Origin of the sequence: Nocardia sp. NPDC005978 (assembly GCF_040614455.1) — a bacterium.
GTDB lineage: Bacteria > Actinomycetota > Actinomycetes > Mycobacteriales > Mycobacteriaceae > Nocardia.
This window is the reverse complement of record NZ_JBEXUS010000067.1, coordinates 16,850-35,108: the sequence shown is the minus strand read 5'-3', so window position 1 is coordinate 35,108 and position 18,259 is coordinate 16,850. Positions and strand designations below refer to the sequence as shown.

Annotated in this window: 18 protein-coding genes and 1 pseudogene; 13 read left to right on the top strand and 6 right to left on the bottom strand. The window is 68.4% G+C overall.

All coding sequences use genetic code 11. The features are described 5' to 3' along the window. Positions 1-75 precede the first annotated feature (75 nt). The 3 genes from ABZ319_RS26455 (at position 76) to ABZ319_RS26445 (ending at position 3,253) form a co-directional block, all read left to right on the top strand. Positions 76-633 (top strand): Uma2 family endonuclease, encoded by a 558-nt coding sequence (locus ABZ319_RS26455; protein WP_354989188.1) that lies wholly within the window; start codon positions 76-78, stop codon positions 631-633. Positions 634-774: 141 nt separating this feature from the next. Further along, positions 775-1,368 carry a TetR/AcrR family transcriptional regulator gene (locus ABZ319_RS26450; protein WP_354989187.1) on the top strand — a complete coding sequence of 198 codons (594 nt, stop codon included), beginning with the start codon at positions 775-777 and terminating at the stop codon, positions 1,366-1,368. A gap of 142 nt (positions 1,369-1,510) precedes the next feature. Next, positions 1,511-3,253, top strand: coding sequence for a pyruvate dehydrogenase (locus ABZ319_RS26445; protein WP_354989186.1), 1,743 nt, complete (start codon positions 1,511-1,513; stop codon positions 3,251-3,253). A gap of 87 nt (positions 3,254-3,340) precedes the next feature. Here the strand turns inward: ABZ319_RS26445 and ABZ319_RS26440 are convergent, their stop codons facing one another. The 3 genes and pseudogenes from ABZ319_RS26440 to ABZ319_RS26430 form a co-directional block, all read right to left on the bottom strand. Continuing rightward, positions 3,341-4,015, bottom strand: a complete 675-nt coding sequence (locus ABZ319_RS26440) for a GAP family protein (RefSeq protein ID WP_354989185.1) — start codon at positions 4,013-4,015, stop codon at positions 3,341-3,343. Positions 4,016-4,063: 48 nt separating this feature from the next. Further along, positions 4,064-4,744, bottom strand: a complete 681-nt coding sequence (locus ABZ319_RS26435) for a GMC oxidoreductase (protein ID WP_354989198.1) — start codon at positions 4,742-4,744, stop codon at positions 4,064-4,066. A 333-nt stretch (positions 4,745-5,077) separates the two neighbouring features. Then, positions 5,078-5,206 (bottom strand): annotated as a pseudogene (locus ABZ319_RS26430) (FAD-binding protein); the annotation flags it as partial. A gap of 249 nt (positions 5,207-5,455) precedes the next feature. Between ABZ319_RS26430 and ABZ319_RS26425 the strand changes: the two are divergent. The 7 genes from ABZ319_RS26425 to ABZ319_RS26395 all read left to right on the top strand — a co-directional run bounded on the left by ABZ319_RS26425 (position 5,456) and on the right by ABZ319_RS26395 (position 11,923). After that, positions 5,456-6,229 (top strand): metalloregulator ArsR/SmtB family transcription factor, encoded by a 774-nt coding sequence (locus ABZ319_RS26425; RefSeq protein ID WP_354989184.1) that lies wholly within the window; start codon positions 5,456-5,458, stop codon positions 6,227-6,229. 79 nt (positions 6,230-6,308) lie between these two features. Then, complete coding sequence (gene sufB, locus ABZ319_RS26420; RefSeq protein ID WP_354989183.1) at positions 6,309-7,745, top strand: Fe-S cluster assembly protein SufB; 1,437 nt, start codon at positions 6,309-6,311, stop codon at positions 7,743-7,745. After that, positions 7,745-8,923, top strand: coding sequence for a Fe-S cluster assembly protein SufD (gene sufD / locus ABZ319_RS26415; protein WP_354989182.1), 1,179 nt, complete (start codon positions 7,745-7,747; stop codon positions 8,921-8,923). Before sufB ends, sufD begins: the two co-directional genes overlap by 1 nt. Positions 8,924-8,974: 51 nt before the next feature. Next, positions 8,975-9,748 (top strand): Fe-S cluster assembly ATPase SufC, encoded by a 774-nt coding sequence (gene sufC, locus ABZ319_RS26410; protein ID WP_354989181.1) that lies wholly within the window; start codon positions 8,975-8,977, stop codon positions 9,746-9,748. Between the two features lie 2 nt (positions 9,749-9,750). Beyond that, positions 9,751-11,004 (top strand): cysteine desulfurase, encoded by a 1,254-nt coding sequence (locus ABZ319_RS26405; RefSeq protein WP_354989180.1) that lies wholly within the window; start codon positions 9,751-9,753, stop codon positions 11,002-11,004. 3 nt (positions 11,005-11,007) lie between these two features. Continuing rightward, positions 11,008-11,496 carry a Fe-S cluster assembly sulfur transfer protein SufU gene (gene sufU, locus ABZ319_RS26400; RefSeq protein ID WP_354989179.1) on the top strand — a complete coding sequence of 163 codons (489 nt, stop codon included), beginning with the start codon at positions 11,008-11,010 and terminating at the stop codon, positions 11,494-11,496. Continuing rightward, positions 11,489-11,923 carry a metal-sulfur cluster assembly factor gene (locus ABZ319_RS26395; RefSeq protein ID WP_354989178.1) on the top strand — a complete coding sequence of 145 codons (435 nt, stop codon included), beginning with the start codon at positions 11,489-11,491 and terminating at the stop codon, positions 11,921-11,923. Before sufU ends, ABZ319_RS26395 begins: the two co-directional genes overlap by 8 nt. An 87-nt stretch (positions 11,924-12,010) precedes the next feature. On the opposite strand, the gene ABZ319_RS26390 is transcribed toward ABZ319_RS26395, so the two are convergent. Together ABZ319_RS26390 and ABZ319_RS26385 are read right to left on the bottom strand one after the other, a co-directional pair. Continuing rightward, entirely contained in the window at positions 12,011-12,373 is a 363-nt protein-coding gene (locus ABZ319_RS26390) for a hypothetical protein (RefSeq protein WP_354989177.1), read from the bottom strand. A gap of 195 nt (positions 12,374-12,568) precedes the next feature. Beyond that, positions 12,569-13,207: a TetR/AcrR family transcriptional regulator gene (locus tag ABZ319_RS26385; protein ID WP_354989176.1), complete on the bottom strand. Its 639-nt coding sequence runs from the start codon at positions 13,205-13,207 to the stop codon at positions 12,569-12,571. Positions 13,208-13,387: 180 nt separating this feature from the next. Between ABZ319_RS26385 and ABZ319_RS26380 the strand changes: the two genes are divergently transcribed. The 3 genes from ABZ319_RS26380 (at position 13,388) to ABZ319_RS26370 (ending at position 17,519) form a co-directional block, all read left to right on the top strand. Beyond that, positions 13,388-14,758: an NAD(P)/FAD-dependent oxidoreductase gene (locus ABZ319_RS26380; protein WP_354989175.1), complete on the top strand. Its 1,371-nt coding sequence runs from the start codon at positions 13,388-13,390 to the stop codon at positions 14,756-14,758. 349 nt (positions 14,759-15,107) lie between these two features. Next, the gene (locus ABZ319_RS26375; protein ID WP_354989174.1) at positions 15,108-16,865 is read left to right on the top strand and encodes an FAD-dependent oxidoreductase; all 1,758 of its coding nucleotides are present in this window, start codon (positions 15,108-15,110) and stop codon (positions 16,863-16,865) included. Positions 16,866-16,943: 78 nt separating this feature from the next. Then, the gene (locus ABZ319_RS26370; RefSeq protein WP_354989173.1) at positions 16,944-17,519 is read left to right on the top strand and encodes a hypothetical protein; all 576 of its coding nucleotides are present in this window, start codon (positions 16,944-16,946) and stop codon (positions 17,517-17,519) included. Positions 17,520-17,546: 27 nt separating this feature from the next. On the opposite strand, the gene ABZ319_RS26365 is transcribed toward ABZ319_RS26370, so the two are convergent. Continuing rightward, positions 17,547-18,173 (bottom strand): hypothetical protein, encoded by a 627-nt coding sequence (locus ABZ319_RS26365; protein WP_354989172.1) that lies wholly within the window; start codon positions 18,171-18,173, stop codon positions 17,547-17,549. Positions 18,174-18,259: the final 86 nt, after the last annotated feature.

Genomic DNA, 18,259 nt, shown 5'->3' with positions numbered 1-18,259 from the left:
CAGAGCCGGGCCTCGAGCTATGTTTGTGACAACCATCCGTGCGGATTGGAGTGGTCGACCGTGACTGTCCCTGCCATGCGTCCACGCCCGGGGAATCTGCGTGCGGTTGCCGAGCAGATCCAGCAGGCCACGGGACTACGCGTAGAGATCCTGGGGGGCAGCCTGGTGATGTCGCCGACACCGCGCGGCAAGCACGCCGGCTCGATTCGCCGCATCCGTCAGCAACTCGAAGCCCAGATGCGTCCGGGGTCGGCGACCTACGAGGTCACCTCGATTCCCATGCCGGGCGACGACGATGATTACTGCACACCGGATTTGATCGTGCTGCCCGAGAGCTGGGACGAGGACGACGAGTGGCTGGCCGATCCCGCGGATGTGGAACTCGCGGTCGAGGTGATCTCCAAGAGCGAGAAGACACGGGAGATCGCGGACAAGAACGGCTGGTATGCCGTGGCCGGTGTGGCTGTGTTGCTGGTCGTCGATCCCCGGTACGGCCGCTGGATCCTGCACACGCATCCGAAAGATGGCGCCTACCACGGGCTGTTGGACGGCGAATACGGCGATCCGATACCACTGCCGGATCCGTTCGGCTTCGTGCTGGACAGCGGGTGTCTGCCGCGCTACGGCGAGTGATCGCGCGGATTCGTTCCGGGGGTGGGGAGTTCGGCGCGGGCTGTGTGAAAACGCCTTCGGTGCAATCTGATTGAGGGAGTTCGCGGGTCTTCCGCGCGCATTCCGGCTTTCCGTGTCGGACCCCGCTCATACGCTGGGGGGATGGTGTCGGAGTCGAAGCGGCGAATCGAGATGGCGGCGGCGGGGTTGTTGGCCCGGCACGGCTATCACGGGTTCGGCCTGAAGAAGCTGAGTGAAGCGGCCGGACTGCCGTACGGGTCCATCTACCACCACTTTCCGGGCGGGAAGGAGGAGATCGCGGTCTCCGCTGTCACCAGCACCGGGGTGGTGCTCGGGCAGATGCTGCGCGAGGCGCCCGAGGACGTGTTCGACAGGACGGCAACGCTGTTCGAGGTCATGGTCACGAAACTGACTGCCTCCCAGTGGACCGACGGCTGTCCGGTGGGCACCCCGGCCCTGGACGGGGGCAGTGATGTGGCCGCGGTGCGCACCGCCTGCGTATCGGCATTCGATGCCATGGCGAGCGGCTTCGCCGAACTGCTCACCGAAATGGGCATGCCCGAACCGCAATCGCGCGAGCTGGCCACCACGGTCGTGGCGGCCTACGAGGGCGCGACGCTGCTCGCGCGCGTCCGCCGGTCCGATGAACCACTCTTGACGGTGGCCGCGGCCATGGCCCGGCTGATCCGGCAGAGTCTGGCCGAGATGCCGGTCGTCGATCGGAGCCCGACCTAGGGCGATTCCGAGCCGAATGCCGTATCCGCAACGAGCTGGCGAATTATTGGCAATCAATTAGAGTGCGAGGGGGGATCGCCGCCCGGCCGGTGCGGCGATCGCCGATCGATTCCGTACTGCCCTACGAGGGAACGGGGAGATCATGGCTCGCAATTCGGTCGCTACCCAGCTGGTGGACGTGCTCGTCGCCGCCGGGGTGCAGCGGGTGTTCGGATTGGTCGGCGACAGCCTCAATCCCTTCGTCGATGCCATCCGGCGAACATCCGGCATCGAATGGGTGCACTGTCACAACGAGGAGAGCGCCGCCTTCGCCGCCGGGGCCGAAGCGTTGCTGACCGGTCGCCTCGCGGTCTGTGCCGCCAGCTGCGGGCCGGGCAACACGCACCTGATCCAGGGGCTGTACGACGCCCATCGCAACGGCGCGCCCGTGCTGGCCATCGCGTCGCACATCCCCAGCCGCGAGATCGGCACCGGCTTCTTCCAGGAGACCCATCCGGAGCGACTGTTCGTGGAATGCAGCCACTTCTGCGAGATGGTGAGCATCGCCGACCAGATGCCCAGGCTCTCCTACATCGCCATGCAGACCGCGCTCGGTAGGCGTGGCGTCTCGGTACTGGTCGTTCCCGGCGATGTCCTGCAGGGCGAGGCCGAGCATCGCGGCTGGCGGTCGGACCTGGTCGCCGAGGCCGCGGTCGCGGTGCCGCCCGCGGCCCAGGTGGACCGGCTCGCGGAGGCCATCAACGACGCCGACACCGTGACCCTGTTCGCCGGTTCGGGCGTGCGCGGGGCGCACGCGCAGGTCATGGCCCTGGCCGAGCGCATCAATTCCCCGATCGGGCACGCCCTGGGCGGCAAGGAGTGGATTCAGTTCGACAACCCGTACGACGTCGGCATGACCGGTCTGCTCGGCTACGGCGCGGCGTACGAGGCGATGCACGAGGCCGATCTGCTGCTCATGCTCGGCACCGATTTCCCCTACGACAACTTCCTGCCGCAGGACGGCCGGATCGCCCAGGTCGATCGCGATCCGTCCCGCATCGGCCGCCGCGCGGCCATCGACATCGCGGTGCACGGCGACGTGGCCGCCACCATCGACGCGCTGCTGCCGGTGGTGCAGCGCAAACCGAGCCGCGCGTTCCTGGACGACATGCTGCGCAGGAACGCCGCCTCGCTCGAACACGTGGTGGACGCCTACACCCACGACATCGAGCACCACACCCCGATCCATCCCGAGTACGTCGCCGCACTGCTCGACGACATCGCCGACGACGACGCGGTTTTCACCGTGGACACCGGCATGTGCAATGTCTGGGCCGCGCGCTACCTGAGCCCGAACGGCCGCCGCCGCATCATCGGTTCGTGGCGGCACGGGACCATGGCCAACGCGCTGCCGCACGCCATCGGCGCGCAGTCGGCATTTCCGAGCCGCCAGGTGATCTCGCTGTCCGGAGACGGCGGCCTGGCCATGCTGATGGGGGAGTTGCTCACGGTTTGGCGGCACCGGCTGCCGGTGAAGATCGTGGTGTTCAACAACTCCTCGCTCGGCATGGTCAAGCTGGAGATGCTGGTGGACGGGCTGCCCGACTACGGCACCGACCACGAGCCGGTCGACTACGCCGCCATCGCCGCGGCCGTCGGGCTGAAGTCGATTCGGGTCACCGATCCGGCGAATGTGCGTGCGGCACTGGAACAGGCGTGCGCCGAGCCCGGCCCCGTCCTGGTGGACGTGGTCACCGATCCCAACGCGCTGTCCCTGCCGCCCAAGATCGATGCCGCCCAGGTCAAGGGCTTCGCGCTGGCCGCGGGCAAGATCGTGCTGGGTGGCGGGGTGGGGCGCATGGTCGATCTGGCCCGCAGCAATCTGCGCAACATTCCGCGGCCCTGAGGGCCGAAACCGAAGTCCTGTGTGGAAGCCGCACCGCCGCAGCGGCTTCCAGCGGCTCGGGGCGCCCGCGGGGACCGGTGTCTCGGATCAGAACAGCCCGCTGATCCCGTCGCCCAGAGATTTCACGCTCAACAGTGCGAACAGCACGGCCGTGATCACGTAGTGATTGAGGTTGGTCCAGTCTTTCCAGCGCTCCAGGGTGGCCGAGGAGGTTCGGCGGGCCACCAGGTGCATCGCGAGCGGAACCAGCACGCCCAGTGAGGAAATGGCCACGAAGATTACTCCCGCGACGAGCTGTCCCGGAACCCGCAACGCGGATTCGGCGGTCGTCACCGCCCCGGACGCGATCTGCATGACGTTCTTCGGATTCGCGACGACCAGCACCACACCCAGGACAACGCACTTCGCGGTGGTGAACTGCTCGAGATTGCGCAGCCGGCGCGGCAGCGTGCCGACCTCGGCCGCGCGGGCCAGCCGCAACTGCCGCAGCGTCATCAGCGCCAGCAGCACGCCGAGGGTGAGCCGGAACCAGGCGACCCAGGTTCCCGGATGCCCGTGCCGATGCGCGCCGGCCGCCTCCGCGAGCAGCAGCAGTCCCGCGAAGATTCCCGCCACCGCCAGGACCCACCCCAGCGCGAAGGCCACGGCGTTTCGCCGTCCACCCCGCGGCACCGCCACCAGCAGGATGACCGCGATCAGCGCGAGCGGACTGATCGCCACACCGACCGCGTGAGTGAGAAACTGCCCGATCGCGTTCCCCATGAAGACTCCTGCCGTCGAGGTGAATTCGAGTCGTGATCGCCGCGGGAATCAGCTGTTCGAGGGGTCCTGCCCACCTGCACCAGGTTCGTCGCCCTGCTTGTTCCGGCTCGGTTCGTCGCCGTGCCTGTGGCGGCCCGACTCGTCGGTCTGCGCGCCGCCGCGGGGCCTGCGGTCAGGAGTCTCGCGCGGCTGCACGGGCTGCGTGCCGCGTGGTGCACCGTCCGATTTCCCCTGCACCGCCGCTGCCGCGTCGAGGGGATGGTCGGGTCGCACCGCGTCGATCCGTCGATACACCCCACCCTGACCCGGCCTGGGATCGGGCTCATCGACGTTCGGCCAGAAGGCGGCCGCGCGTTCGGCCTGCGCGCACACGGTCAACGCCGGATTCACCCCGGGATCCGCGGTAACCGCGGCCGCGCCTACCACACTGAGCGAGGGGTAGCCGAACACCCGGTGATAGGCATCGATCACCCCGTCGCGCGGATTCCCGCCGATACAGCATCCACCCAGCTCCCGGTCGGTACCCGGCAGGCCGATCGTGCCTGCGCCCGTCCGTGACCGCACGGTCGCCACGAGGTGACGCAGAGCCGTGTGGCCGGCGGACTCGGTTTCGCGGCCATCCGGTCCGGCGTGCCCGGCGTGCGTCCCCCATGCGTCACGGCCACCGCCGGTAGGCGTGGGTTCGCCCAATCGCGCCGACAGATGATTCAGCACCCCGCGATCACGCATATCGGCCAGCAATCGCCGGGTTCCGTGCGCCCCGGCCGCGAGCACCACCTGCCCGGCGGTGAACGTCCGCCGCCCGACCCACCAGGGCCGCCCGGTGCGCTGAGCCGACACCTTCCAGCCGCCGGCGCGCAACGGCCGCACGGTCATCACCATCGTCATCGGCACGATCCGCGCCCCGCCGCGCTCGGCGCAGGTCAGGTAGCGCCGAGGTGGAATGGTCAGCGCCCGTTCGTAATACGGCTCGAGCTCGGCTCGCCAATCGGTGATCCCGGCCCACCGCTCGTCGCCGAAGAACGTGTCCCCCGGCAACTGCGCCCGCGCCTCGCCGCCCGGTTCGGCGAATCCGCGTCCCGCGGCGATCACCGCCACCCGGTAGCCCTTCTCGATCAGCCGCAGCGCGGTGACGCTCCCGCCGCAGCCGGACCCGACGATGACCACATCGAAATCGTTGTCCGCCGCCACACGGTCGCCTCTCGATAGGGAAGGTGGTGGCTCGAGCGTAGCTATCGATTTGCCGATCGTCGGGGATCTGCCGGTATTTCACCCATTTCGGTGGACGCTGGTCGGTCGGTTCGGTCGAGCTCTCGCTCAGCCGCAAATTTCCCGCGAATCCGGCCCGCTCGCGGGGCCAATCCGGCGCAGGTTGGACGGTGTGCAGAGAGTCACACGCCCCAGCCCCCCGAAGTCAGGTGACCCTTACTGGAACGCGGGATGGAATTCCGTCACACTGATGTTGTGAAAACCGTGGGTTTGCGGAATGTGGGGACGGAGACCGGGCGCCGGAAGGGCGCCCGGGCCGTTGTCGCGTCCGGACCCGCCGGTGAAGGCCACACCCGCGAGGCCGTCATCAAGCTCCTGCTGGAAGAGGGGCCCATCACCGCCACCGATATCGGCAAGCGGCTGGCCCTGACCCCGGCGGGCGTGCGACGCCACCTGGACGCGCTCATCGAATCGGGCGAGGCACGCGCCGCCCGGTCGGCGGCGTGGCAGCAGAAGGGCCGCGGGCGCCCGGCCAAGCAGTTCCAGCTGACAGCCACCGGCCGGGGCCGTTTGGGTCATGCCTACGATGACCTCGCCGGCGCGGCCATGCGCCAGCTGCGCGAGATCGGCGGCGACAAGGCCATCACCGAGTTCGCGCGCAAGCGGGTCGCCGCCATAGTCGCCGGAATCGAGCGGCTCGGCGGGAACACCCCGGAGGCGACCACCGAGAAGGCCGAGGAGATCGCGGAAGCGTTCACCGAAGCCGGCTTCGCCGCCTCCACCCGGAAAGTTGGTGCGGGCGTGCAGATCTGCCAGCATCACTGCCCGGTGTCGCATGTGGCCGAGGAGTTTCCGGAGCTGTGCGCCGCCGAGCTGGAGGCCTTCCGGGAATTACTCGGCACGCACGTGCAGCGCCTGGCGACCATCGCCAACGGCGATTGCGCGTGCACCACGCATGTCCCGGTGCTGCCGCTGGCCGTGCCGCCTAGAACGAGTACCGCTTGAACCACCGCAAGACCCCGCAGCAAGTTCCGTTGCACAGCCCGCAACGGCATCTACACAACGACTCCGGAAGGAGTGCCGAATGACGACGACGACCGACCAGGTGCAGCCGCTGTCCCAAGAGGAGACCATCGCCTCGATCGGGACTTACGGGTATGGCTGGGCCGACAAGGATGTGGCCGGTGCCAGTGCCAAGCGCGGCCTGTCCGAGGAGGTCGTGCGCGATATCTCGGCGAAGAAGAGCGAACCCGAGTGGATGCTCGACTTCCGGCTGAAGGCGCTGCGCATCTTCGAGAAGAAGCCCATGCCGAACTGGGGTTCGGACCTCGACGGCATCGACTTCGACAACATCAAGTACTTCGTGCGCTCGTCCGAGAAGCAGGCTGCGACCTGGGACGACCTGCCCGAGGACATCAAGAACACCTACGACAAGCTCGGCATCCCCGAGGCGGAGAAGCAGCGCCTCGTCTCCGGTGTCGCGGCGCAGTACGAGTCCGAGGTCGTCTACCACTCGATCCGCGAGGATCTCGAGAAGCAGGGCGTCATCTTCCTGGACACCGATACCGCGCTCAAGGAGCACCCGGAGCTGTTCCAGCAGTACTTCGGCTCGGTCATCCCGTCCGGTGACAACAAGTTCTCGGCGCTGAACTCGGCCACCTGGTCCGGCGGCTCGTTCATCTACGTGCCGAAGGGCGTGCACGTGGACATCCCGCTGCAGGCGTACTTCCGCATCAACACCGAGAACATGGGTCAGTTCGAGCGGACGCTGATCATCGTCGACGAAGACGCCTACGTGCATTACGTCGAGGGCTGCACCGCGCCGATCTACTCCTCGGACTCGCTGCACTCCGCGGTCGTGGAGATCATCGTGAAGAAGGGTGGCCGCTGCCGGTACACCACGATTCAGAACTGGTCGAACAACGTCTACAACCTGGTCACCAAGCGGGCCAAGGCCGAGGCGGGCGCGACCATGGAATGGGTCGACGGCAACATCGGCTCCAAGGTCACCATGAAGTACCCGGCCGTGTGGATGACCGGTGAGCACGCCAAGGGCGAGGTTCTGTCCATCGCGTTCGCGGGTGCGGGTCAGCACCAGGACACCGGTGCGAAGATGCTGCACCTGGCGCCGCACACGTCCTCGAACATCATCTCCAAGTCGGTGGCGCGCGGCGGCGGTCGTGCTTCGTACCGCGGCCTGGTGCAGGTGAACAAGGGCGCGTACGGCTCGAGCTCGTCGGTCAAGTGCGATGCGCTGCTGGTGGACAACATCTCTCGCTCGGACACGTACCCGTACGTGGACATCCGCGAGGACGACGTGACCATGGGCCACGAGGCGACCGTCTCCAAGGTGTCCGAGGACCAGCTGTTCTACCTCATGAGCCGCGGTCTGACCGAGGACGAGGCCATGGCGATGGTGGTGCGCGGCTTCGTCGAGCCCATCGCCAAGGAACTCCCCATGGAGTACGCCCTCGAGCTCAACCGCCTGATCGAACTGCAGATGGAAGGAGCCGTCGGCTGATGACGGTCGAGAACGTAGCCGTTGCCGCTGAGGCTCGTACCCCGGCAGTGAACAAGGGCGAGGTCTTCGCCTCGTTCGACGTCAACGCCTTCGAGATCCCCTCGGGTCGCGACGAGGCGTGGCGTTTCACCCCGGTCCGCCGCCTGAACGGCCTGCACGACGGCACCGCCGTGCGGGACGGGCAGGCGACGGTCGAGGTCAACTCGGTCGAGGGCGTCACCGTGGAAACGGTCGAGCGCACCGACGAGCGCCTCGGTCAGGGCGGGGTGCCCACCGATCGCGTTGCCGCGCAGGCCTACTCGGGCTTCGAGCAGGCGACCGTCATCTCGGTCGGCACCGAAACCGAAGTGGCCGAGCCGGTTTTCGTGACCATTACCGGCCCGGGCGCGGGCAAGGTGGCCTTCGGCCACACTCAGATCCGCCTGGCCAACTTCGCCGTCGCCACCGTGGTCATCGACTACCGGGGCAGCGGAACCTTCGCGGACAACGTGGAATTCGTGCTCGGGGACAGCGCCAAGCTGTCGGCCGTCATCGTCCAGGACTGGGCCGACGACGCCGTGCACGTGACCATGCACCACCCGCGCGTCGGCCGCGACGCCACGCTGCGGCACACCAACGTCACCCTCGGTGGCGACCTGGTGCGCCTGGCCGCGAACGTGCGCTACGCGGGCCCGGGCGGCGACGCCGAACTTCTCGGCCTGTACTTCGCCGACGACGGCCAGCACTTCGAACAGCGCCTGCTGGTCGATCACTCGCAGCCCAACTGCAAGTCCAACGTGCAGTACAAGGGTGCGCTGCAGGGTGATCCGAGCTCCTCGAAGCCGGACGCGCACACCGTGTGGGTGGGCGATGTGCTCATTCGCGCGGCCGCCGAGGGCACCGACACCTACGAGGTCAACCGGAACCTGGTGCTCACCGACGGCGCGCGCGCCGATTCGGTGCCGAACCTGGAGATCGAGACCGGTGAGATCGTCGGGGCCGGGCACGCGTCCGCCACCGGGCGATTCGACGACGAGCAGCTGTTCTACCTGCGCTCGCGCGGTATCACCGAGGAGGCGGCGCGGCGTCTGGTCGTGCGCGGCTTCTTCCACGAGATCATCCAGAAGATCGCCGTCCCCGAGGTTCGGGAGCGGCTCGAGGCGGCCATCGAGGCCGAACTCGCCGCCGTGGGCGTCTGACGCTCACACCTGAACCCCCATCTTCCCTCCCCATAAAGGAATTCGAATTCGATGACCACCCTGGAAATCAAGGACCTGCACGTTGAGGTCGCGAACCCCGACGAGTCCGGCGAGCCGATCAAGATCCTCAAGGGCGTCAACCTGACCGTGCGCTCCGGTGAGACGCACGCGATCATGGGCCCCAACGGCTCGGGCAAGTCGACCCTGTCCTACGCCATCGCCGGTCACCCCAAGTACACGGTCACCTCGGGCACCATCACCCTCGACGGTGAGGACGTGCTGGAGATGTCGGTCGACGAGCGTGCTCGCGCCGGCCTGTTCCTGGCCATGCAGTACCCGGTCGAGGTCCCCGGCGTCTCGGTCTCCAACTTCCTGCGCACCGCCGCCACCGCCGTCCGCGGCGAGGCCCCCAAGCTGCGCACCTGGGTCAAGGAAGTCAAGGAGTCGATGTCCGAGCTGGAGATCGATCCGGCGTTCGTCGACCGCTCGGTCAACGAGGGCTTCTCCGGCGGTGAGAAGAAGCGCCAGGAGATCCTGCAGCTGAGCCTGCTCAAGCCGAAGATCGCGATCCTGGACGAGACCGACTCGGGCCTGGACGTGGACGCGCTGCGCATCGTCTCCGAGGGCGTGAACCGCTACAAGGAGCGCGAAGAGGGCGGCGTCCTGCTGATCACCCACTACACCCGCATCCTGCGCTACATCAAGCCGGACTTCGTGCACGTGTTCGTCGGCGGTCGCATCGTCGCCGAGGGCGGCGCGGAACTCGCCGAAGAACTCGACTCGAACGGCTACGTGCGCTTCACCTCTGCTGCTGTAGGAGCCTAGTTATGACGACCACGGTGCCCGCCCTGGACGTCGCCCGCATCCGGGCCGACTTCCCGATCCTGAGCCGCACTGTGCGCGATGGCAAACCCCTGGTCTACCTGGACTCGGGCGCCACCTCGCAGCGGCCGACGGAGGTGCTGGACGCGGAACGCGAATTCCTGACCCAGCACAACGCGGCGGTGCACCGTGGTGCTCATCAGCTGGCCGAAGAGGCCACCGATGCGTACGAGGGCGCACGCGCCGACATCGCCCGGTTCGTGGGCGCGGGCGTGAACGAGATCGTGTTCACCAAGAACGCGACCGAATCGCTCAACCTGGTGGCCAACGCGTTCGGTGACGCGCGGTTCCCGTACCACGTGGGCCCGGGCGACGAGATCGTCGTCACCGAGCTCGAGCACCACGCGAATCTGGTGCCGTGGCAGGAACTCGCGCGCCGGACCGGTGCGACGCTCAAGTGGTACGGGGTCACCGACGACGGCCGGATCGATCTCGATTCGCTCGAGCTCTCGCCCGCCACGAAGGTGGTCGCGTTCACGCATCAGTCGAACGTGACCGGTGCGGTCGCGCCGGTGGACGAATTGGTCCGCCGCGCACGGGAAGTCGGCGCGCTGGTCGTGCTCGACGCCTGCCAGTCGGTGCCGCACATGGCCGTGGACTTCCGTGAGCTGGACGTGGACTTCGCGGCCTTCTCCGGGCACAAGATGCTCGGGCCGTCCGGCGTCGGCGTGCTGTACGGGCGCTACTCGCTGCTCGAGCAGACCCCGCCGTTCATCACCGGCGGTTCCATGATCGAGACCGTCTTCATGGACCACAGCACCTACGCCGCTCCGCCGCAGCGTTTCGAGGCCGGCGTGCCGATGACCTCGCAGGTCGTCGGATTGGGCGCGGCCGTGCGGTATCTGGAAGCGCTCGGTATGGACGCCGTTGCCGCCCATGAGCATTCGCTGACCGCGCATGCGCTCGACGGGCTGAGCAAGATTCCCGGCGTGCGCATCGTCGGTCCCGCCGACACCGAGAATCGCGGCGGCGCCGTGGCTTTCGTGGTGGACGGCATCCATGCCCACGACGTGGGCCAGATCCTCGACGACGAGGGTGTGGCGATCCGCGTCGGCCACCACTGCGCCTGGCCGCTGCACCGCAAGTTCGGCGTCGCCGCCACGGCCCGCGCGTCGTTCGCCGTCTACAACACCCTCGACGAGGTGGACGCGCTGCTCGCGGCGGTGCGGAAGGCTCAGAGCTTCTTCGGAGTTGCATAGATCATGCGCATGGAGCAGATGTACCAGGAAGTGATCCTGGATCACTACAAGCACCCGCACCACCGGGGGCTGCGCGAGCCCTTCGGCGCCGAGGTGCATCACGTCAACCCGACCTGCGGTGACGAGATCACGCTGCGTGTGCACCTGGACGAGAACAGTGACGTCAAGGACGTCTCCTACGACGGCCAGGGCTGCTCGATCAGCCAGGCGTCGACCTCGGTGCTGGCCGATCAGGTCATCGGCCTGCCGGTGCAGCAGGCGCTGAAGGTGGTCGAATCGTTCAACGAGATGATCACCAGCCGCGGCACCCTCGAGGGCGACGAGGATGTGATCGGCGACGGCATCGCCTTCGCCGGTGTGGCCAAGTACCCGGCGCGCGTGAAGTGCGCGCTGCTGGGCTGGATGGCGTTCAAGGACGCGGTCGTGCAGATCGCCTCCGCCGAGGAGACCAAACCGTCGATGTCGAACGGGGAGAACAAGAACGATGAGTGACATCAAGCCCGACTCGGCCGACGTGGCCGCCGAAACCGCCGAAGTCACGGCCGCACAGGCGGATTCCGCCGCGGTCGAGGCCGTCGAGCCGGAGGAAGAGCTGACCGAGGAAGAGATCAAGTTCCTCGAGGATCTGGAAGAGGCCATGCGCGACGTGGTCGACCCCGAGCTCGGCATCAATGTCGTCGATCTGGGCCTGGTCTACGGGATGAAGGTCACCGACGGCATCTGCAAGCTGGACATGACCCTGACGTCCCCGGCCTGCCCGCTGACCGACGTGATCGAGGATCAGTCCCGCAACGCCCTGGTCCGCAGCGGCCTGGTCGAGGACCTGCAGATCAACTGGGTCTGGATGCCGCCGTGGGGTCCGGACAAGATCACCGAGGACGGCCGCGAGCAGCTGCGCGCCCTGGGCTTCACCGTCTGACTTCGGTATACATGACCGCCCCCGCCGATTCGGCGGGGGCGGTTGTTGTTTCACGCGCGTCGTGGTGGCTGCGATCGCCGCCGGGTATCAACGGCCGGGCAGCGGACCCGCTCCCATGCCGCAGTTGGGAGTACCGCTGAGCGTTACAACGGCACAGTACAGCGGAAGGATCACCGCGTCCCGGACCGGCGGGTACAGCACCTGCCCGCTGCCGCTGTTGACCAGATCCGGCAGCAGTTTCGGTGGCACCAGGGACGAGACGCCCGAGGACAGCGAATTGAACAGCGGGACATTGGTGCTGCCGGAGTACGACGGATCGTCCGCGACCGTCGCGGCCGCGGCGTCGGCGGGCGTGAGGGCGATATCGGCCGCGGCCGAACCGCTGCCGGCGACCGCCGCACCCGCGACGGCGAGCGCGGCCACGGTGCAGCGGAGTGCAGTGTGCTTCATGGCGAGAAAGCTATTCGAAACGCCTTCTATTCAGAAGATTTCGGTGTGCCCCGAAAAGTAGCGGCACCGGGATTCGGGGGCGTTGTGCCGTGCGGGCGTGCCCTGGGTTGATGTATCCGTGGCCGCTGGGCGTCGAAAGTTCTGTGATCGCACCGAGTTTCGAGCGCATCGCCGGTCGCCGTACCGGCCCGCCGCTCAGGCCGGAGCGTCGCCGTAGGTGGTGAGCCAGATGGCGCGGCCGAGGGAGCGGGCCATTTGCTCGTCGGTCACCGCCTCGGTGCCGAGCAGGAAGTCGATCGAGCGTTCGACCATGCAGGTCAGGACGATCGCGGTGGCGGTGATGTCCACGCGGGCGGGCAGGCGGCCCGCGGACTGATCGGTGTGCAGGCGTTCGCAGACCAGGGCGACGAAGGAGGCTATCCGGCCGCGCCAGTACTGCCCGACGTCGGGGTCGTAGGTCGAGACCTCGGACAGGGCGCGCAGGAGTTGGGCGTGCGGGCGGGAGCCTTCGATCATCAGGCGCATGGCGTGCACGACGCCGTCCTCGCCGTCGGCGTGACTGCCGGACCACCACTGCTCGGCCGCGCTGAACTGATCATCGGTGGCGAGTTCGGCCATGCGGATCAGTAGCCGGCTCTTGTCCGGGAAGTAGCGGTAGAACGTCGAGCGCGCGATGTCGGCCTCGGCGGCGATGCGCTGGACCGCGAGTTCGGTGAAGGTCGCGCCGCCGCCGAGGAGTTCGTCGACCGCCGACAGCACTCGCCGTTCGACGGCCTCGCGGCGTTCGTCGCGCTGGGCGCGCCCGGCGCCCGGGGCGCGGGTCAGTGAGGGCATGCGAGCTCCCCGGGTGTGGCACTGCGGTGACGGTGCGACGGGGGAGTCATGGGGCCATTGTGCCGCAACGCGGGTGACACGCCGAGGTGGAGCGAAAAGTATTGACAAGAGACGTTTTCCATCTCACTCTCTCATGTGAGACATGGTGTCCGAACACTATGTCCCGTCGCGGGAGTTTCGATGCGCACTGAATACGCCGAAGTCGTCATAGTCGGAACGCGGTGCGCCGGTACCGCGGCCGCCATCGAATTCGCCCGTGCGGGGAGACGGGTCATCGGCCTGGACAGCGGGCGCTTCCCGTCCGACACGCTGTCCACGCATCTGCTGTGGCCCACCGGCGTCGCCGAGCTGGCGGCGCTCGGCGCGCTCGAGCGGGTCCTGGCGCTGGGCGCGCCCAAGCTGCACACGGCCTTCGCCGGTGGAGCGGGCTACGCGGTGCGCACCGACTTCGCACCGGTCGGCGGCGTGAATTACGCACTGTGCGTGCGCCGTTCGGGCCTGGACGCGGCCCTGGTGAGCACGGCCCGCGACCACGGCGCGGATCTGCGCGAGGGCGCGCTGGTCACCGAATTGATCCACGAGCGGGACCGCGTCGCGGGCGTCCGCTACCGCGACCGCGGCGGCGTGCTCACCGAGGTGCGCGCCCCGCTGGTCATCGGCGCGGACGGCCGGCGCAGCACCGTCGCCCGGCTGGTGGGGGCCCAGACGCCCTACCGAGACGCCCCCAGCGGCCGGGCCTGCTACTTCGGCTACTGGCACGACGCGCATCCCGGACAGCGCGGGATCGCGGCGCAGTGGCGCAGCGGTGATCTGCTCGGCACCGCGTTCCCCTGCGACGGCGATCTGGTGCTGTGCCTGATCCAGCCGCCGATCGAGCGCGCCGAGCGTGGGGTGGGCGCGGCCGAGCCGCTGTACCGCAACTTCATCGCCGAGATCCCGGAACTGGCCGCGCGCCTGCGGGATTGCACGCCGGCCGGCCGCGTGCGCACCGCCTTCGACCTGGTCTCGTACTTTCGCCGCTCGTCCGGTCCCGGCTGGGCCCTGCCGGGCGACGCCGGCCATTTCAAGGATCCCATCACCGCGCAGGGCATTCGGGACGCGCTGCGGTACGGCGGGCTGCTCGCGCGCGCCGCCGCACCCGTGCTGGACGATCCGGTCGCCCTGGACGCCGCGCTGCTCGGCTGGGAGCGGCAGCGGGAACTGGACTGCCTGCCCATCTATCAGTGGACCAATCGGCTCGCCCGCGGCGCGGCCATGACTCCGCTGGAGGTGGAGTTGTATCGCGCCGCGGACGCCGATCCGGGCCTGGCCGCCCGGGTGCTCGAAGTCATGACCCGCGTACGCCCGCCGGAACAGATGCTGCCGCTGCGTGTTTCGGCGCAACTGGCCGCCCGCGCGGTGCGCAGGCACGCACCGGTCCCCGTGGCGCACACGCTCGTGCGCGAACTGCTCGACACCGCCACCGAACACCATCAGCGCCTGCGCGCCCGCTGGGACGGCCTGCCGCCCCTGCCCGCGCGGACGGACACCGCCATCGGTTCGCCGAGCTGATTCGGCCGCTCTCCCGGCACTTCGCCGCACCTGCGGCGGCGGCGCGTCCGAGCTGCTCGCCCCGGCCGCTGCCCCGCCCCGGCTCATCGTTTCCACTCACTCCGCCACCCGCCGATCCCGCTATTCCGCTACCTCCGGTCCCCGCTATCCCTGCCACCTCCGGCCCGCCATCGCCACCCGGCGGCGGCGCGCACCCTGCCCGTCCACCTCTTCGCCGTCATCGCCTCCGCGGACGCTTCGCCGCACCGTCCCGAGGCTCCTGCTGTCCGCGGCGGCTCCGCATCTCATCCGTTCGCACCGTCTCCGCACACCCTCCGCGCCCATCTATCCCACGTCCCAGGAGTGCTCCGTGAACCGCCGACCCGATACGCCCGTCCCCGCCATCTCCCGACGAAACATGCTGCGCGGCACCGCCTTGGCCGCGGCGGCGGTCACACTCCCCGCGGCCGGGCCGCTGCGGGCCCGCGCCGCCGCGCCCGGCCGGTCGGTCGCCGTCTTCGGCGGCGGCGTCTCGGGGCTGACGACCGCGCACGAACTCATCGACCGCGGCTACGAGGTCACCGTCTACGAACCGCTCGCGCTGGGCGGCAAGGCCCGCAGCATGCCGGTGCCGGGCACCGCGGCGGGCGGCCGTGCGGACCTGCCGGGGGAGCACGGGTTCCGGTTCTTCCCCGGCTGCTATCAGCACGTGCCCGAGACCATGAGCCGAATCCCGTTCGCGGGCAACGGCAACGGCGTCGCGGACAATCTCGTGCGGGTCGAGGCGACCACGGCGGGCTTTCCGAACCTGGCCCCGATCGTTCTCCCGGTGGAGGCCGGCGGCCTGGCCCAGCTGACCCCCGAGGTGATCCAGTCGACCATCTCCGGCGCGGTGGGCTTCATTCCGCAGCTGCCGCCCGCCGAACTGGCGTTCTTCGTCCAGCAGATGATGCGTTGGTTCACCAGCTCCACCGAACGGCGCTTCGGGGAATGGGAGTACCGGTCCTGGACCGATGTCATGCAGGCGAACGGAAAGTCGACCGCCTACCGCGAGTACCTGGTGAACGCCCTGACCCGAATCACCGTGGCCGCCAAGCCGCATCGCAGCTCCGCGCGCACCATCGGCACGATCGGCGAGGCGCTGGTGCTGGCCGGAACCGGCCTGGTGCCGGGCTATCAGGGCGGCGTCGATCGCATTCTCAACCGCCCCACCAACGAGGCGTGGATCGACCCGTGGGTGGACCACCTGCGCGGGCGCGGCGTGCGATTCGTCATGGGGGCCAAGGCGACCGGGCTCCAGTTCGACGGCGGCCGGATCAGCGGGGCGAGCGTGTCCGGGGTCGGCCGGGTGGAAGCGGACTGGTACGTGTGCGCCATGCCGGTCGAGCGCACCGTGCCGCTGCTGAGCGACTCGATCCTGAACGCCGATCCGAGCCTGGACGGCATGCGGAACCTGGAGGTCGACTGGATGGTCGGCATCCAGTACTACCTGACCACCCCAACCGAACTCCCCGAAGGACATGTCGCGGCCCTCGGCTCACCCTGGGCGCTGACCGCGCTGCGCCAAGCTCCCATGTGGGTGGGCGACTTCGCCGCCCGCTACGGCGACGGCACCGTCCGCGAATGCCTGTCGGTGGACGTCTCGGACTGGGACACCCCGGGCATCCTGTTCGGCAAGACGGCCAAACAGTGCACCAAAGACGAAGTGGCGCAGGAAGTATGGGCCCAGCTCAAAGCCTGGCTCAACACCGGCACCGGCTGGCTGCGCGACGAGGACATCCACTCCTGGTTCCTGGATCCCGGCGTGCACTGGGACGGCGGCGCCGCCGTCAACGACACCCCGTTGCTGGTGAACACCGCGGGCTCCTACGACCATCGCCCCACCTCGCACTGCGGCATCGAGAATCTCTTCTTCGCGGGCGATCACGTCCGCACCCACATCGATCTGGCGACCATGGAGGGCGCCAACGAATCCGGCCGCACCGCCGCCAACGCCATTCTCGACGCGGCCGCCGACAACGCCGCCCGCGCACCCATCTATCCGCTGTTCGCGCCGCCGATCTTCGAGCCGCTCAAACAGCTCGACGCCCAGCGCTACCGGGCGGGCCTGCCGCACGTGCTGGGCTGAGGGCGTCCCCGGCCACAGCGGATCCCACGTGACCCGGCGGGACTGTTAGGGTGTGCCGACCGTGCCGGAAGGGGAGTCGTGTCCTACGTTGTCAGTCCGTATGCCGTTGACCTGGAAGGCCTTCGGTTGATCGGGTCCTATGGCCAGGAATTCGTCGACGATATCGTGCGATCGGCGCCTGCCAATGTGCTCGAGCGGCTCGACGAGGCCGAGGACGTGGGACTCACGCCCGGCGACGTCATTCGGCAGCTGCTGCGCGGGGAACCCATGCACCGGGACTTCGGGCCGTCCTACGGGCACGCGCTCGAGGCGCTGTGCCGGCACAGCGGCACTCAGCTGAACAACGCGCACTGGGCCGGTATGCGATTCGGGTATTTCGCCCTGGTGCAGAACGCGCTGGCCGAGATCGGCGTGGACTTCGATCCGTCCGAGTTGGTGCTGAGCGGATCGCCGGTGAATCTGCCCGAGATCGAGGACTTCCCGAGCATCGGCTACCTCGACAATCGCGAGATCAAGTCGCTGGCCGAGATTTTCGCGGACGCCGACCTCGATCGGCTGGCCGACGACACCGTGCGGGCATCGGTCGCCGATCTGGTCGAGTGGCTGCGCGTCTGTCAGGACAACGGCACCGGGCTGGTGTGCTTCTACTACTAGAACACCCGCCCGGGCACCGCGGCCCGGTCAGGACACCGGTTCCCAGTGCAATTCGTTCAGGGCCTCGTGCCGGTCGTTGACCCAATCCCACATCAGGCGCGCCACCAGTAGCGGATCCTGCACGCTGGTGGTGACCATGTCCCCGTCCCGGTATTCCAGGATGTACTCGTCCGGCGCTTCCCGATACGTCTGGATGAAGGTGCCCTCGTTGCCGGGTTCGTCCACGATCAGGAACGGCTTGTTCGTCAGCACGTGCAATTGCGGTATCCAGGAACGCAATTGCCGCGGGGTGAGGGTGCGGAAGTAGCGCGCGCCGCCGAGATTGACCCGCAGCTTGCGCGGTTCGGCCCGCTCCAGGGTGCCGTCCGTCGGATCGTAGAGCGCGAAATCGGTGTCGGCGATGAGTTCTTCGATCCACAGCAGCGCCCGCCAGGCGGCGTGCTCGGGCACCGAGATGCGGATGCAGTCGCCCGCGGGTTCGAGGATGATGCGGCCGTTCCACACCGGAATCTCGGTGTTCCAGCGCCACAGGTCGGCCAGGATCAGACCTAGGCTGACCGCGGCGGGGGTTCCGAGTCGGGATTCCAGGTAGCCGGCGACCTCGTGCGGCGCGGCGACGGAATCGGCCGGTAGGACGATGAATTCGCAACTCACGCGGACCAAACTAGTCCACTCGCCCGACACACGGGGGACCGAACCCGTCGGGATCGGGTAACCGGGCGCCCGCGCCGTAGGATGCG

Coding starts and splice junctions, on each gene's coding strand:
- ABZ319_RS26455 (WP_354989188.1), top strand. CDS start 76: ATGCGTCCACGCCCGGGGAATCTGCGTGCGGTTGCCGAGCAGATCCAG.
- ABZ319_RS26450 (WP_354989187.1), top strand. CDS start 775: ATGGTGTCGGAGTCGAAGCGGCGAATCGAGATGGCGGCGGCGGGGTTG.
- ABZ319_RS26445 (WP_354989186.1), top strand. CDS start 1,511: ATGGCTCGCAATTCGGTCGCTACCCAGCTGGTGGACGTGCTCGTCGCC.
- ABZ319_RS26440 (WP_354989185.1), bottom strand. CDS start 4,015: ATGGGGAACGCGATCGGGCAGTTTCTCACTCACGCGGTCGGTGTGGCG.
- ABZ319_RS26435 (WP_354989198.1), bottom strand. CDS start 4,744: ATGCGTGATCGCGGGGTGCTGAATCATCTGTCGGCGCGATTGGGCGAA.
- ABZ319_RS26425 (WP_354989184.1), top strand. CDS start 5,456: ATGGAATTCCGTCACACTGATGTTGTGAAAACCGTGGGTTTGCGGAAT.
- sufB (WP_354989183.1), top strand. CDS start 6,309: ATGACGACGACGACCGACCAGGTGCAGCCGCTGTCCCAAGAGGAGACC.
- sufD (WP_354989182.1), top strand. CDS start 7,745: ATGACGGTCGAGAACGTAGCCGTTGCCGCTGAGGCTCGTACCCCGGCA.
- sufC (WP_354989181.1), top strand. CDS start 8,975: ATGACCACCCTGGAAATCAAGGACCTGCACGTTGAGGTCGCGAACCCC.
- ABZ319_RS26405 (WP_354989180.1), top strand. CDS start 9,751: ATGACGACCACGGTGCCCGCCCTGGACGTCGCCCGCATCCGGGCCGAC.
- sufU (WP_354989179.1), top strand. CDS start 11,008: ATGCGCATGGAGCAGATGTACCAGGAAGTGATCCTGGATCACTACAAG.
- ABZ319_RS26395 (WP_354989178.1), top strand. CDS start 11,489: ATGAGTGACATCAAGCCCGACTCGGCCGACGTGGCCGCCGAAACCGCC.
- ABZ319_RS26390 (WP_354989177.1), bottom strand. CDS start 12,373: ATGAAGCACACTGCACTCCGCTGCACCGTGGCCGCGCTCGCCGTCGCG.
- ABZ319_RS26385 (WP_354989176.1), bottom strand. CDS start 13,207: ATGCCCTCACTGACCCGCGCCCCGGGCGCCGGGCGCGCCCAGCGCGAC.
- ABZ319_RS26380 (WP_354989175.1), top strand. CDS start 13,388: ATGCGCACTGAATACGCCGAAGTCGTCATAGTCGGAACGCGGTGCGCC.